The sequence below is a fragment of the Pseudoalteromonas sp. KS88 genome (assembly GCF_004766475.1).
Classification (GTDB): domain Bacteria; phylum Pseudomonadota; class Gammaproteobacteria; order Enterobacterales; family Alteromonadaceae; genus Pseudoalteromonas.
Genome location: NZ_PYHV01000015.1, coordinates 1 through 13983 on the forward strand (window position 1 = coordinate 1; position 13983 = coordinate 13983).

12 protein-coding genes are annotated in these 13983 nt (G+C 40.7%); 3 read left to right on the forward strand and 9 right to left on the reverse strand.

All coding sequences use genetic code 11. The features are described from left to right. Positions 1-198: 198 nt before the first annotated feature. Positions 199-1002 (forward strand): inositol-1-monophosphatase, encoded by an 804-nt coding sequence (gene suhB, locus C7Y70_RS09580; RefSeq protein ID WP_099296831.1) that lies wholly within the window; start codon positions 199-201, stop codon positions 1000-1002. Between the two features lie 39 nt (positions 1003-1041). Here suhB and C7Y70_RS09585 read toward each other — a convergent pair whose 3' ends face one another. The 8 genes from C7Y70_RS09585 to queA all read right to left on the reverse strand — a co-directional run bounded on the left by C7Y70_RS09585 (position 1042) and on the right by queA (position 9929). Beyond that, positions 1042-1854, reverse strand: a complete 813-nt coding sequence (locus C7Y70_RS09585; RefSeq protein WP_135474701.1) for a transporter substrate-binding domain-containing protein — start codon at positions 1852-1854, stop codon at positions 1042-1044. Between the two features lie 66 nt (positions 1855-1920). Beyond that, positions 1921-3708 carry a bifunctional diguanylate cyclase/phosphodiesterase gene (locus tag C7Y70_RS09590; RefSeq protein ID WP_135474703.1) on the reverse strand — a complete coding sequence of 596 codons (1788 nt, stop codon included), beginning with the start codon at positions 3706-3708 and terminating at the stop codon, positions 1921-1923. 72 nt (positions 3709-3780) lie between these two features. Beyond that, on the reverse strand, positions 3781-4311 hold the full coding sequence (locus tag C7Y70_RS09595; RefSeq protein ID WP_135474705.1) for a hypothetical protein: 531 nt from the start codon (positions 4309-4311) through the stop codon (positions 3781-3783). Between the two features lie 72 nt (positions 4312-4383). Continuing rightward, on the reverse strand, positions 4384-5331 hold the full coding sequence (gene secF, locus C7Y70_RS09600; protein ID WP_099296835.1) for a protein translocase subunit SecF: 948 nt from the start codon (positions 5329-5331) through the stop codon (positions 4384-4386). Between the two features lie 9 nt (positions 5332-5340). Next, the gene (gene secD, locus C7Y70_RS09605; RefSeq protein ID WP_099296836.1) at positions 5341-7200 is read right to left on the reverse strand and encodes a protein translocase subunit SecD; all 1860 of its coding nucleotides are present in this window, start codon (positions 7198-7200) and stop codon (positions 5341-5343) included. 22 nt (positions 7201-7222) lie between these two features. Next, positions 7223-7561, reverse strand: a complete 339-nt coding sequence (gene yajC, locus C7Y70_RS09610) for a preprotein translocase subunit YajC (protein ID WP_099296837.1) — start codon at positions 7559-7561, stop codon at positions 7223-7225. 36 nt (positions 7562-7597) lie between these two features. After that, a complete protein-coding gene (gene tgt, locus C7Y70_RS09615; protein ID WP_099296838.1) occupies positions 7598-8725 on the reverse strand; it encodes a tRNA guanosine(34) transglycosylase Tgt in 1128 nt (375 codons plus the stop codon). A gap of 172 nt (positions 8726-8897) precedes the next feature. Further along, positions 8898-9929, reverse strand: a complete 1032-nt coding sequence (gene queA / locus C7Y70_RS09620; protein WP_135474707.1) for a tRNA preQ1(34) S-adenosylmethionine ribosyltransferase-isomerase QueA — start codon at positions 9927-9929, stop codon at positions 8898-8900. A 162-nt stretch (positions 9930-10091) separates the two neighbouring features. On the opposite strand from queA, the gene C7Y70_RS09625 reads away from it, so the two are divergent. Both C7Y70_RS09625 and C7Y70_RS09630 read left to right on the forward strand, forming a co-directional pair. Beyond that, on the forward strand, positions 10092-12608 hold the full coding sequence (locus C7Y70_RS09625; protein WP_099296840.1) for an EAL domain-containing protein: 2517 nt from the start codon (positions 10092-10094) through the stop codon (positions 12606-12608). Between the two features lie 210 nt (positions 12609-12818). Beyond that, positions 12819-13043 (forward strand): hypothetical protein, encoded by a 225-nt coding sequence (locus C7Y70_RS09630; protein WP_099296841.1) that lies wholly within the window; start codon positions 12819-12821, stop codon positions 13041-13043. 27 nt (positions 13044-13070) lie between these two features. Here the strand turns inward: C7Y70_RS09630 and C7Y70_RS09635 are convergent, their stop codons facing one another. Beyond that, the gene (locus C7Y70_RS09635; RefSeq protein WP_135474709.1) at positions 13071-13982 is read right to left on the reverse strand and encodes a hypothetical protein; all 912 of its coding nucleotides are present in this window, start codon (positions 13980-13982) and stop codon (positions 13071-13073) included. Position 13983 lies beyond the last annotated feature (1 nt).

Sequence of the window (13983 nt, forward strand, 5' to 3'; positions counted from 1 at the left end):
TGAACCTGACGGCTGACGGCTGACGGCTGACGGCTGACGGCTGACGGAAAAACCATACTTATAAAATCCTTCCCAAACAAACGTGTATAAAAAACACTCAGAACTATTTGGGGTTTGGTGTTTACTTTGTGTCAAAAGTCGCTAGAATACGCCAGCTTAAAATATATAAACGTTCTTTTACAACCCAAAGGTAAAACCATGCATCCAATGTTAAACATTGCGGTTCGCGCTGCGCGTAACGCAGGCAAACTTTTACTTCGCGCAAGTGAAGATTTATCAAAAGTTGAAGTGCAACAAAAAGGCACTAACGACTTAGTTACAAATATTGATAAAGAAGCTGAAGCCGTAATCCGTGACACTATTTTACAGTCTTACCCAACTCACTCTATCGTGGGTGAAGAATTAGGTGAGCACAAAGGCAAGGATGCAGATTACCAATGGATTGTAGATCCTATTGATGGCACAACAAACTTCATCAAAGGGCTTCCTCATTTTGCGATCTCTATCGCGCTTAAAGTTAAAGGTCGTTTAGACCAAGCTGTAATTTACGACCCTATCCGTGGCGAGCTTTTCACCGCTTCACGTGGTCAAGGCGCACAGCTTAACAGCAAACGTCTTCGCGTTAGCAAAACAACTGTTCTTGCAGGTACCGTTCTTGCTACAGGTTTCCCGTATAAAAACAAACACCACATGGATGCATACACTGAAGCATTTAAAGCATTGTTTGTTCACACTGCTGATATTCGTCGTGCGGGTTGTACTGCGTTAGATATGGCATATGTTGCGGCTGGTCGCGTTGATGGTTTCTTTGAGATTGGTTTAAAACCTTGGCACAGCGCTGCAGGTGAACTTATGGTTAAAGAAGCTGGCGGTATGGTTGTAGATTTCGCTGGCGGTAATAACTATAACCAAAGCGGTAACCTTATTTGTGGTGCACCAAAACTGACACAAGCGATTATTCGTGAGATTCGTCCAGTTTTAACTGAATCATTACTACGCTAAGATTCAGCACCAAATAAAAGAGGAGCTTAGGCTCCTTTTTTATTGCGTAAAATGAGGATTAACTAACTTAATCTCCATCGCTTTTGCTTCATCAAAGGGTAGTGCGTTTAAGTCATCACGAAAGTATTTATTAAATAGCGCTAAAAACTCCCCCGTCTTCTGCATTTTCGTTAACCCTTGCTCTATTGCTTGAGCCAGTTCAGGTTTATCTTTAGATACAAAATAATAAAAAGCCGCAGGATAGTGAAGATATATATTTGGCACTATTGCCAATTCACTATTACTTACTTCAGTAAGCTCCGACCCCACTTCAATAAACGATCGGGGAAAGTAATCAATACGCCCAGTGGCAGTTAAACCAAACATAGCTTCATAATTAGCTAATGGCCTAACGTTTAATCCGTTATGCGACAACACTTTTGTATCTGGCCAATCATGCCCTTGCACTGCTGTTAAAGGCTTAAGCTGTTCAAGTGTTGTAATATTTTTAAACTGGGGCAACAATGCGCGTTGAGTAACTAAGGCGCGCTTGCCTATATAGCCTCGATACAATGGGATTTTAATGGCGATTGCTAGCGTTTCTCGTTCTGGACTTGTCATGCTCCAGTATAAATCGACATCATTATTTTGCAGGGTGATTAGTGTTCGTTGTTGGTGAGGGTGAACAATAATATGATTCAATGAAGCTGAATAGTTTGCAGCTTCAAGCGCTTTGACCAGCAGTGTACTTAAATATTCGTCGCGCTTGTATTGAGCACGGGGTTCTTGCGCGACATTAATAGTCTGAGCGGATAATGTTGAACAATAAAAAATAAAGCTATTTATGAGTAAATAAAAAAATGATTGTGTCATTGTTATTATTTTCTGTGGGTTTTCTTTAACCTACACGCAGTTGAATAAATACTCAAGCGTTCTATTTTATAGTACTTTTTTATCGGGTGTTAATCTTACCATTGCAGGAGCTGGGCTACGCCGTTTGCATACAAATAAGTGACTTTCGCGATAACGCTTAGCCTCTTTTTTAGCGTCAGTAGCAAGAGCCGCAACCTGGTGACTGTTATTACACAACGCTAAATCAGGTTCTACAAGGCCAATAGATAATGTCAGTAACGGTACAAATTTTTTCTCGCCTTCACGGTTACAGGCCCAATACCCTCCACTGGCAATATGTTCTGGCGTAAAAAATGCTCTGGATTCAAGCTCAAATTGCTTAATGATATAATTACAAATCATAACAGCGTCATCACTGTCAAACACCACCATAAAGTCATCTCCACCGATGTGACCTACAAAGCTAGGTATGTTTACACACGCTTGAACCGTGACATTCGCTAATAACTTAATGACGCTATCACCACTGGCATAACCATAGAGATCGTTAAACTGTTTAAAGTGGTTTAAATCTATATAAGCAAGTGAAAAGCTATTTTTAGTGCGTAAACGGTGCTCTATTGCTTCATTAATGGCAACATTACCTGGCAACATGGTGAGAGGGTTTGCGTGTTGCGCGTGTCGTATTTTTTCTTCTGTAATATGTTTTAAAATGTCGCGTAACGGTGCTAAGCCTAGGTATTGCTCAGCGCGCGTAATGATTATGTGGCGACGAATATCAAAATCATGCTCAGTAATTTGCTGGCTAACTGTATCTAACAATTGATTTTCATCAACGATGAGTGGCTGCTTATGCATTAACGCTGTAACAGGTTGTTTGCCGTATAATGCATGGCCATAGGGTGCAGCAAAGACTTCGGTAAGTTGGTCTTTATGTAATAAGCCTACAGGCTGTTGTTGCTCGTTTAAAACGGCGATACTGATTATTGCTTTGTCTTGTTCAAATATTTTATGGGCATCTTTACAACGTGTTTCACTCAAAATTGCTGCTTGTTCAACGGCCAACCAACCTATAGCCATTGATTGTTCAAGTTGGTTGCTTGAAGGTGAAAAGTTAAGCTGCTCCAGCTGTGGGCTTTTAAATTCAGTGCTTGGCTTTGTGTTTGGTCGTTCGAGTAAAAAACCTTGAGCATTGACTATGCCTAGGCTTTCTAATAAATACAGTTCTTCTATTCGCTCTATGCCCTCAGCAATGACCTCTGTTTTAGTTACTTTGGCAAGTTCGATAATCGATTTTAAAAACTCTTTCTTTACGACACTTTGATCGCAATGATCTATAAAGTAGCGGTCTATTTTTACAAAGTCTGGGCACAGCTCTGACCATTGTTTTAAACCAGAGTAACCAGCACCAAGGTCGTCAATAGCAATTGAAAAGCCTAATTTACGATAATGCGCAATGGTTTTAAGCAATAAAAAGCCATCATCCACTTTTTCTTGCTCAGTTACCTCAATCACCACGCGACTTGCAGCAAGTCCAAATTTTTCAATCAGGTGAAGCGTTTCACCTTTTGGATGACAGGGATCAAGCAGCGTTTTGGGGCTTACATTCAAAAACAGTTTGCCCTTTAAGCCTAGTTTTACAAAACTTTCTATGGCTGTTGAGCGGCACAGTAATTCCAACTCAGATATTTTATCGTAATTAACAGCGGCACTAAACAGTTCGCTTGGCATCTGAAGTAAGCTGCCTGTGGGACCGCGACTCAATGCTTCATAGCCTAATATCTGTTTGTCAGAAATATCGAAAATAGGTTGAAACAAAGTTGTTATATCACTGTTATGCAATATATTTTCTAAAGAACGCTGCTGCTCACTCACCTATCACCAAGCCAATACTAATTATTAGAGGCACATAAAGTAGCAATAATGTATGACAATTTTATGTCAACTTTACTGCTTTTGGTTAAGGCTCTTTTTAACCTGATCATAATGCGCTAAAGCTGAGATTATCTCATGTTCAGGTACCAGCGATATCTGCTCATTTTTATCTGCTTTAATACTAAGCACTTGAATAGTCACAGCGTGAACTAATACTGCTTTTGCATGGTAGCAGATAGGTTCATTAAATTTGGGGAGTGTTAAATTAGACAGCTGCTTACGTGTTATTTTTTCAAGTGCGGGAGAAGTTAACTCTGTCAATGCAGCATTTAGCGCGGTTAAGTAATTTGTGCACTGAGGATACTGCTGCATAAACTGATCTATTAGCGCATTCGAAACTTGAACAAGCGCAGCAGATTCACTTGTTAAACTAGCAAGGCTTTGACCCATATTAATCGCATTAAGAAGCTGTGCAGCTTGGGCAAGAAAAGCCTCTGAAGGAGTTAGCTTGTTAGCTTCAGTTTTTACTTGTGGCTCTGATTGGGGCTTATCACAAGCCGTTAATATAAAAACCGAGCAGACGAATACGAACAACTTAAACATAAATCTACATAACCCGTAATAACAATAAAAGCCGCTTAAGTAAGCGGCTTTTATATAAGTGCAAATCTAAACCTATGGCATTGGGTCTAGGTCCGCCCCTTCTTTTTCAATCACTTCTGGAATCAAATCTTCTTTGCTTACACCCATTGCAATTGCAACAGCGCTGGCAACATAAACAGAAGAATAAGTACCAATAAACACACCAAACAATAATGCTGTGGCAAAGCCATGAATTGTTTGACCACCCCATACGAACAATGAAATCAATACCAGGATTGTGGTAATTGATGTCACTAAAGTACGGTTAAGTGTTTGTGTAAGAGAGATATCAATGATTTCAATTGTGTCGTCGATACGGACTTTACGAAAGTTCTCACGAATACGGTCAGATACAACAATAGTATCGTTAAGTGAGTAACCTATTACTGCTAGTATCGCGGCAAGGATGGTTAAATCAAACTCCAACCCAAGCACTGAGAATAAGCCTAGCGTAATAATCACGTCGTGCATAAGTGCAGCTACTGCCCCTAATGCAAAACGCCATTCAAAGCGAAACGCAACATAGATCAAGATACAAATAAGCGCAGTTAACATGGCAAGACCACCCTGCTCTTTTAAATCTTCACCGACACTTGGGCCAACAAACTCGATACGGCGCATTTCAACGCTATCATCGGCCGTTTTTAACGCGGCGATTACTTGGTTACCAATAACCTCAGCTTTTACGTCGTCACCACGAGGGGCTAAACGCACTAAGATTTCTTGGCTGGAGCCAAACAATTGTACCGATGCATCAGCAAAGCCATTTTCGGCCAATACTGAACGTACATTTTTTAAATCCGCAGGCTGAGAAAAGCCAACCTCTACCGCTGTACCACCAGTAAAATCAAGGCCAAAGTTTAAACCTTTGACAAAGATGGATGCAAGTGAAGCCAAAATAAGCAGCGTTGAGATACCCATTGCAACTTTGCGTAACGACATGAACTTTAATGTTCTACCGCCTAGTTTTAAAATTTGCATTATCGCTCCTTAAATTGACAGCTTATCGACACGTTTACCGCCGATAAATAAGTTGATAACGGCACGTGTACCAACAATCGCTGTAAACATTGAAGTCAAAATACCAATCGCTAATGTTACGGCAAAGCCTGCAATTGGACCGGTACCCACAGCAAATAAGATTATCGCTGCAATCAAGGTCGTGATATTCGCATCAAAGATTGTACTAAATGCACTGTCATAACCATGGTGAACAGCTTGTTGAGGGCTACGGCCATCAGCCAGTTCTTCACGAATACGCTCGAATATAAGTACATTAGCATCTACGGCCATACCAACTGTTAGTACAATACCTGCAATACCTGGCAGTGTTAACGTTGCACCGGGGATCAATGACATAACACCAATGATCAATACAAGATTTGCCGCTAGTGCAATATTCGCAACCAAGCCAAAGCCTTTGTAATAGATCAGCATAAATACAAGAACAAACAAGAAGCCTAGTGCAACGGCAGTCATACCCGCTTCAATATTTTCCTGACCTAAGCTTGGTCCTACTGTGCGTTCTTCAACGATTTGAATCGGTGCTACAAGTGCACCAGCACGAAGTAGTAAGCTTAAGTTATGCGCTTCAGCAGGGTTATCAATACCGGTAATACGGAATGAACGGTCAAGACGAGCCTGAATCGTCGCCACGTTAATCACTTCTTCAACCTTAATTGGTGGGAGTGCTTTACCGTTGGCATCTTGTTTACCAGATGGCTTATATTCAATAAATACCGTTGCCATACGCTTACCAATTGCACGCTTGGTAAACGCATTCATTTTAGCGCCACCTTTGCTATCAAGGGTAATACTTACTTGCGGTCGTTGGTATTCATCAGCACCTGATTGCGCACCTGTAATGTGGCTACCTTCAAGAATAATGCGCTTTTTAAGCACCACAGGGTAACCATCACGGCTCATGATCATTTCTGTGCCTGGCGGAATACGCCCTTGCGCTGCCGCTGATACGTCTGCGTTCTCGTCTACTTCACGAAACTCCAGCGTTGCTGTTGCACCAAGAATTTCTTTCGCACGCGCGGTATCTTGAACACCAGGTAACTGTACGATAATACGCTCAGCACCTTGGCGTTGAACATTCGGCTCTGCAACACCTATTTGGTTGATACGGTTACGAATAATAGTTTCGTTTTGCTTGATAGCATAATCACGAATTTCTTTTAGCTTTAAATCACTCAGGTTGGCATAAAACGCGTTATCGTTTGAGCTATCATTGATGAAGGTATGAAGTGGATAACGAGTTTGTAAAAAGCGCTCAGCTGCATCTTTATCTTCTTCGCTACGCATTTCTACGCGCATACGTTCACTGTTTGCTACTCGACGGATGGAGCGATAACGAAGCTTTTCACCACGTAGGTCACTCTTATAGTCTTGCTCCATTTGTTCCAGCGCGTTATCAACCGCTGTCACCATGTCGATTTCCATCGTAAAGTGAACACCGCCACTTAAATCCAAGCCCAACTTCATTGGGTTACCACCAAGGGTTTTTAACCAATGAGGTTGCGCCGGGGCCATATTAATGGCTGAAATGTAATCTTCGCTTAGTGAATTACGCAGTATATCCTGCGCTTTTAATTGTTCTTCTACGTTTTTGAAGCGAACTAAAATTTGTCCATTTTCAAGTTTTGTAGATTTCACCGTTACATTATTTTCTTTGAGGATGCCATTTACTGTATCTAATGTACTGAGTTCAACATCTGCACCTTTTGCGCCAGAAACCTGTATCGCCGGATCGCGGCCATACAGGTTTGGTGAAGCATATAAAAGGCCCATTGCTAACACAGCGATAACAAGTAAATACTTCCATAATGGAAACTTGTTTAACACGAGTCTGTCCTTATTATTATATTTATAGCGACTTCATTGTGCCTTTAGGCAGTACTGCAGAAACTGCTGATTTTTGCACAGTCACTTCAGCTTGATCGTTTAATGAAATAACGATGAAATCTTTATCTTCTGCGATTTTAGCAATTTTACCCACTAAACCACCTTGGGTAAGTACTTCGTCACCCTTTGCCATCGCATTCATTAAGCTTTTATGCTCTTTAACGCGCTTTGCTTGTGGACGGTAAATCAAAAAGTAAAACACTAAACCAAAAATAGCTAACATGATCAGCATTTCATAACCACCGCCCGCTGGCGCTGCACCTGCCGCACTTGCGTGGGCGTTTGAAATAAATAAACTCATAACACTTCCTCTTTAATTTTTATAAAATTTGATTTCTTAGTTTTCGGTATTAGCAAGCTCTGGCACTTCTTGGCCGCGGCGCGCATAAAAATCGTTTACAAACTCATCAAGCTTACCTTCGCTGATCGCATTGCGTAAGCCTTCCATAACACGCTGATAGTAACGTAAGTTATGAATAGTGTTTAGTCGCGCACCTAAAATTTCGTTACACTTATCAAGGTGATGTAGATATGCACGCGAATAGTTTTTACATGTGTGGCAATCACACTCTGGATCCAACGGACCGGTATCTGTTTTATGTACAGCGTTACGGATTTTAACAATACCGCCAGTCACAAATAAGTGACCATTACGCGCATTTCGCGTTGGCATAACACAGTCAAACATATCAATACCACGGCGTACTGCTTCAACTAAGTCTTCTGGTTTACCTACGCCCATTAAGTAACGCGGTTTGTTTTCAGGCATTTTATAAGCGCAATGATCAAGAATGTTGATCATTTCATTTTTTGGCTCACCCACTGATAAACCACCTAATGCATAGCCATCAAAGCCTATTTCTTCAAGGCCTTTTTGTGACTGCGCGCGAAGCTCAGGGTACATACCCCCTTGAATAATACCAAATAAAGCAGACGGGTTATCACCATGCCCTTCCTTCGAGCGCTTAGCCCAACGAAGTGATAATTCCATTGAATCTTTTGCTTCTTTTTCAGTGGCCGGGTACGGTGTACATTCGTCAAATATCATTACAATATCTGAACCTAAATCACGCTGTACTTGCATTGCTTTTTCTGGCGAAAGCATGATTTTTTCACCGTTTACTGGTGAACTAAACAAAACACCTTCTTCAGAGATTTTACGCATTGCGCCGAGGCTAAAAACTTGGAAGCCGCCTGAATCAGTTAGGATAGGACGATCCCAGTTCATAAAATCATGTAAATCACCATGTTGTTTGATGATCTCAGTGCCAGGGCGAAGCATTAGGTGAAAGGTGTTCCCTAAGCAAATTTGTGCGCCAGTATCTTTTACTTCATCTGGGGTCATGCCTTTAACAGTACCGTAGGTACCAACGGGCATAAATGCAGGTGTTTCTACAACACCTCGGTCAAAAATCAAGCGGCCGCGGCGCGCTTTACCGTCAGTACGGTCTAATTCAAATTTCATATCATCCTCAATGTCAGAAAAACAGTCCAACAAGCTATAATTTAACCGTTCGATTCTAACCTTTTTGTTAGCGCAATACTATTAATTGGGCTAAAAGTGAGAATTAAAAGAGCGATTACTCAAATCAAAAAGCCCAACACGCGGCTGGGCTTTAAACACATTTAATTAACCCTTATTTACGGGTTAAAAACATCGCATCACCGTAACTAAAAAAACGGTACTTTTGTTCTATCGCGGTTTGATAAGCAGACATAATATTGTCTTGCCCTGAAAAAGCACTCACGAGCATAATCAAAGTCGATTCAGAAAGATGAAAGTTAGTTACCATGGCATCGACTACGTTAAATTGATATCCCGGATAAATAAAAATATCGGTGTCACCAAAATAAGTATCAAGCTTACCGCCATGAATTTTAGCCGCCGACTCAAGCGAACGAACAGACGTGGTACCTACCGCGATAACGCGTCCACCGTTTGCTTTGGTTTTAGCAACCGCAGTAACAACATCATCAGGCACTTCAATGTATTCTGAGTGCATTATGTGGTCATCAACCGAATCAACGCGCACTGGCTGAAAAGTCCCCGCCCCTACGTGTAATGTGACAAAGGCCATGTTAACCCCTTTATCTTTTAACGCTGCCATAAGCTTATCGTCAAAGTGAAGACCCGCTGTTGGCGCTGCTACTGCACCTGGTTTTTCACCATAGACAGTTTGATAACGCATACGGTCATCTTCTGTATCAGGGCGGTCAATGTAAGGCGGTAATGGCATGTGACCAATATCGTTTAAAATCTCAAGTACATTTTCACTGCCAGTAAATTCAAGCTCAAACAGTTCTGCATGGCGACCTACCATGGTTGCTTTTGCCTTACCTTCTAAGGTAATAACGGAGCCTTCTTTAGGCGATTTACTTGCACGCACATGAGCCAGCACTCTGTGCTCGTCTAATACCCGCTCAACAAGTACTTCAACTTTACCGCCTGATTCTTTTTGCCCATACATGCGAGCAGGAATAACTTTAGTATTGTTAAATACCAGTAAATCGTTTTCATTTACTAACTCTAAAATATCACTAAATACTTTGTGCTCTAATGCCCCAGTTGGGCCATCTAAAGTTAGTAAACGGCTACTTGTTCTGTTTTCTTTTGGAAAGCGAGCAATAAGCTCATCAGGTAGGTCAAAACTAAAGTCTGCTACGCGCATAACATCTACATCCAGATCAAAAAATTCGCGCCAAGTTTAACCCTATCAAACGCATTGCTCAACTAAGTTTAAAAACCCAGGAATGTTTTCTTGTGGTTAAGGACAAATGGCATTATCCTAATCTACTGTATTAACATAGGTTAAATAAGAGGTAGTGACGTCATGGCTAAGCAGCTCCAGTTGCTGATATTAAACGCCAGTGTGGCTGAACGGCAGACTATTAGGTCGACTCTAAGCAAACTTAATGTGTTTACTTTCATTGAGGTCGATGATACCCAGCAAGCATTAGAGCTGCTAAAAAATCAGACTGTTGATATTATTATAACTGGCTTAGATGTCGGTAAAATTGACGGCTGGCGCTTCTCTCGCATGATTCGCTCAGGATTATTAAAAACGCCAAAAAACACACCTATTGTACTAACACCCCCTATTTATTGTGAAAGAATCGCTGAAACAACAGCGCGCAGTTATGGCATTGATGCGGTATTACCGTTTGAACGTCAAGACATGCTGCCTCAGGTACTTGCCAATGTATTATCAACGCATTTAGAAAAAAGTAGCCGTTTAAATCTTTTACTTATTGAGCTTGATGATAAAAAAGCGGGTGAAATTGAAGAAACATTGGCGCTTAATTTTGCCTGCACCCGCACAAAAACAAATAAACAAGCTTTGGCAATTTATCTGCAACAAACTTTTTCTATTGTATTGTTAGATGCCACCTCAGCAAATGCCGTGGCGGCAAGCCAACTTGTTGAAGAAATGCTACAACATAATCCCAAACAAGCCATAGTAACAATAATAGATACGCGCGATGCAGATTACGCTGAGCAACTACTGCTGTCGGGAGTGACTGATTTTATTCGTACGCCATACCAGCCTACGTTTTTGAGCAAGGTATGCGACCATGCCGCGCGCCGCGAAGATTTTATGGTGAGTTATGCTGAGTTTGCCCAAAAAGTAGAGCAATTAAGTCAAAGCCAAAGCCGCTACAAAGAGCTTTTTTCGGCCCATCAGCGCATCTTGTTACATTTGAATACGGTTGTGCTTGAGTTTGACCAACAAGGTCTTATTCGGTTTATTAATCCCGCATGGGAATCTCTATCTGGCTTTGGTATTAAACACACCTTAACTAAGTCATTAACTGACTTTTGTGAAGAAGAGTGTAAAGTAAAATTACTCGGCACCATTAGTAATATTCTAAATGGCGGCAAAGAGCAGCAAAAAGTAGAAATTCAGATCCAGCATAAAGAAGGGCGTGCTATTTGGGTTGAATGCCGTCTACAACTTATTAAAAATAGTAGTAATGCTGCCAGTATAACTGCCACAATAGATAACATCCATGAACGAAAACAAGCGGAACTACAGCTACGCCATTTAGCTCTTCATGATACATTAACAGGCCTACACAACCGTTATTACTTTGATCAACAGCTTAACCTTATTTGTCAGCCTGAATATACATTTGCTCAAAGTGAACATGCACTTATTTATATAGATTTAGATCATTTTAAAATAATTAATGACAGCAAAGGCCATCAGCAAGGTGACATCGTACTCAAAGAGGTCGCACAACTTTTCACAGCTAATATCAGTGATGAACATTTAATCTGTCGTATTGGTGGTGATGAATTTGCTGTGATTTTAAAAAATATGAATCTATTAGATGCGCACTTAGTTGCTGAAAGCATTTGTATGGCGATTGATGGGCATCAATTTAAATCGGAAGAACAAATTTACTCCATCAGTTGTTCAATCGGTTTAACGCAAATTACAGCTTCAAATAACGACCCGAGTGAATGTTTAAAACAAGCAGATATTGCACTCTATGTTGCAAAAAGTTTGGGTAGAAATTTAGTTCACTGCTATTCAAAAGATGATGCCAATCACAACACCTTGCAAGCGGGTCTTGAGTGGGGACACAGTATACGCCAAGCCTTACAGCAAGATCAGATAGAGTTGCATTATCAGCCTATTTGGGACTTTAAAAGAGGCGAAGTAGCGTACTTTGAAGCTCTCTTACGCTTAAAGTTAGGCGATGAACTGGTTTACCCAAATCAGTTTATTCCATCGCTTGAACTTCTCAATGATACATACCTGATGGACCAGTGCGTTATTCGTAATGCGATAGCTGCGATTGCCAAGCACCCAGAGCTCAGCCAAGTAGCTATTAACTTATCTGCGCAATCATTCTTAGATGAACGCCTGTTACCACATATTGAGTCAACACTGAAAGACTATAATTTGCCGCCGACACGGGTGATCTTTGAAATCACTGAGTCTGCTAGTATTAATAACTTAACGGCAACTCGTGCGATGATTGAAAAGCTCAACCGCCTTGGTTGTCACTTTTCAATTGACGATTTTGGCACAGGCTTCAGCACGTTCAATTACCTCAAGCAATTACCCGCTCAGCATGTCAAAATTGATGGTTCATTTGTAAGAGATATGCTTAACGACCCGATTGATTTAGCATTAGTAAAAGCCATTAATGATATCAGCCGTTCTTTAGATAAACGCTCTGTGGCTGAGTATGTTGAAAATAAAGATATTTTCTTAGCATTAAAAGAAATAGGTGTTGATTATGGACAAGGTTACTTTATAGCACGGCCTCAGCCTGTAGAAAAAATAGCCGATGAGCTCGAAAAAATATCTAAAAATAAAACTTTTTACGAACAATAACCTAGCTTGAGCATTACAAATTTATACATTTTTAACCAATTTTATACTTTCATCTAGCCGTAACTCTTCTATACTTTTACTCGACGTTGTTAAATGTCTTGCTTATAAACAGATAGACAAAAATAAACAAGACATCACAGATTGACAAGAACATACCATTATAAAATAACATGCTGTTTTTGGTGGTTTTGTCGATTAAGGAGCTAGGTTATGGTGCAATTGATCGTGTTAATACTAATAGTGAACTTGGGTATAGCGTACCAATGCTATAAATATGCCACTAGAAAAGGTTACCCTAAAACTACGTTTGCCTGCTTAGGCCTAGTGCCGTATTTTAATTTAGTTGTCTGGGTCTACTTGTTGTTTCTGCCTGATATTACCCACCTCAATAAACAATTTGAATTTGAAGGTCATAATGAAAAGCAGCCATTGTAAATGACTGCCTTTCATTCTAAATCCTTACTAAAATTGGTAACTAACGGCTTTAAGTGCCAACTCACTGGCCTTAGTTTCACCAATCACACATTTTTTGATATCGCTTTTATTAAATACCTTAATTAAACTTTTACTGTTTTGCCCCAAGCCCCCTAACACAAAACTAACATGCTCATTATTTGGTAAGCTGCGCAGCCCACTACCATAGTCACAAAGCGTTAAACTAATACTTTGGTTAATTTTTTCGAGTAACTGCTTTTGCTCTGCGGCTTTTTGTTTCTCGCGTTGTGCTTGTTTAGCACTAATTTCTTGGCGTGCTTTTTTCTGTTCCTTAGTCAGCTTAGTTTGTTGTTTTTCAAGTGCTTTAATCTCTTTTTCTACGCTTTTTTTACGCGCTGCTAACTCTTTTTCCTCAGCGCTGTTGTCATGACGTGTCGCGAATTCTAAATCTCGTTTCTCTCGTTCTAAGTCACGTAACTCGCGGCTCACATCTCGCTCTTTCTCAGCGATGTCGCGCACTTTCTCTGCCCCATCACGCATTACTTCCATTGCATGTTGATACGCTTCTCGTGAAGACTCTACTGCCTGTTCACTGATGATTTCGACATGATCACTGATAAATTCAATGTTCACATCTGAAAAATCAATGTCAGGCATAGGAGGCAATGGAGCATCGGGTGCTCCGCTAAAAATAGCGTGCCAGCGATTTGCCCCTCTAATATCTAATTCGAACACTATGCCTTGTTTAGCGAAGTAGTTTGCGTTTATCGCGCGCACTTTTTTATCCGTATCTTGCTTTAACGCCGTACTAAGTATGTTTTCCATTATGCTAACTTCACGGGCAATTGCACTTAATTGTTCAGGTGCTTGCGCTAGCGATTGAACACTTGCACACCCAGTTACAATAGCGATAACACTACACATCATCATTTTTTTCATG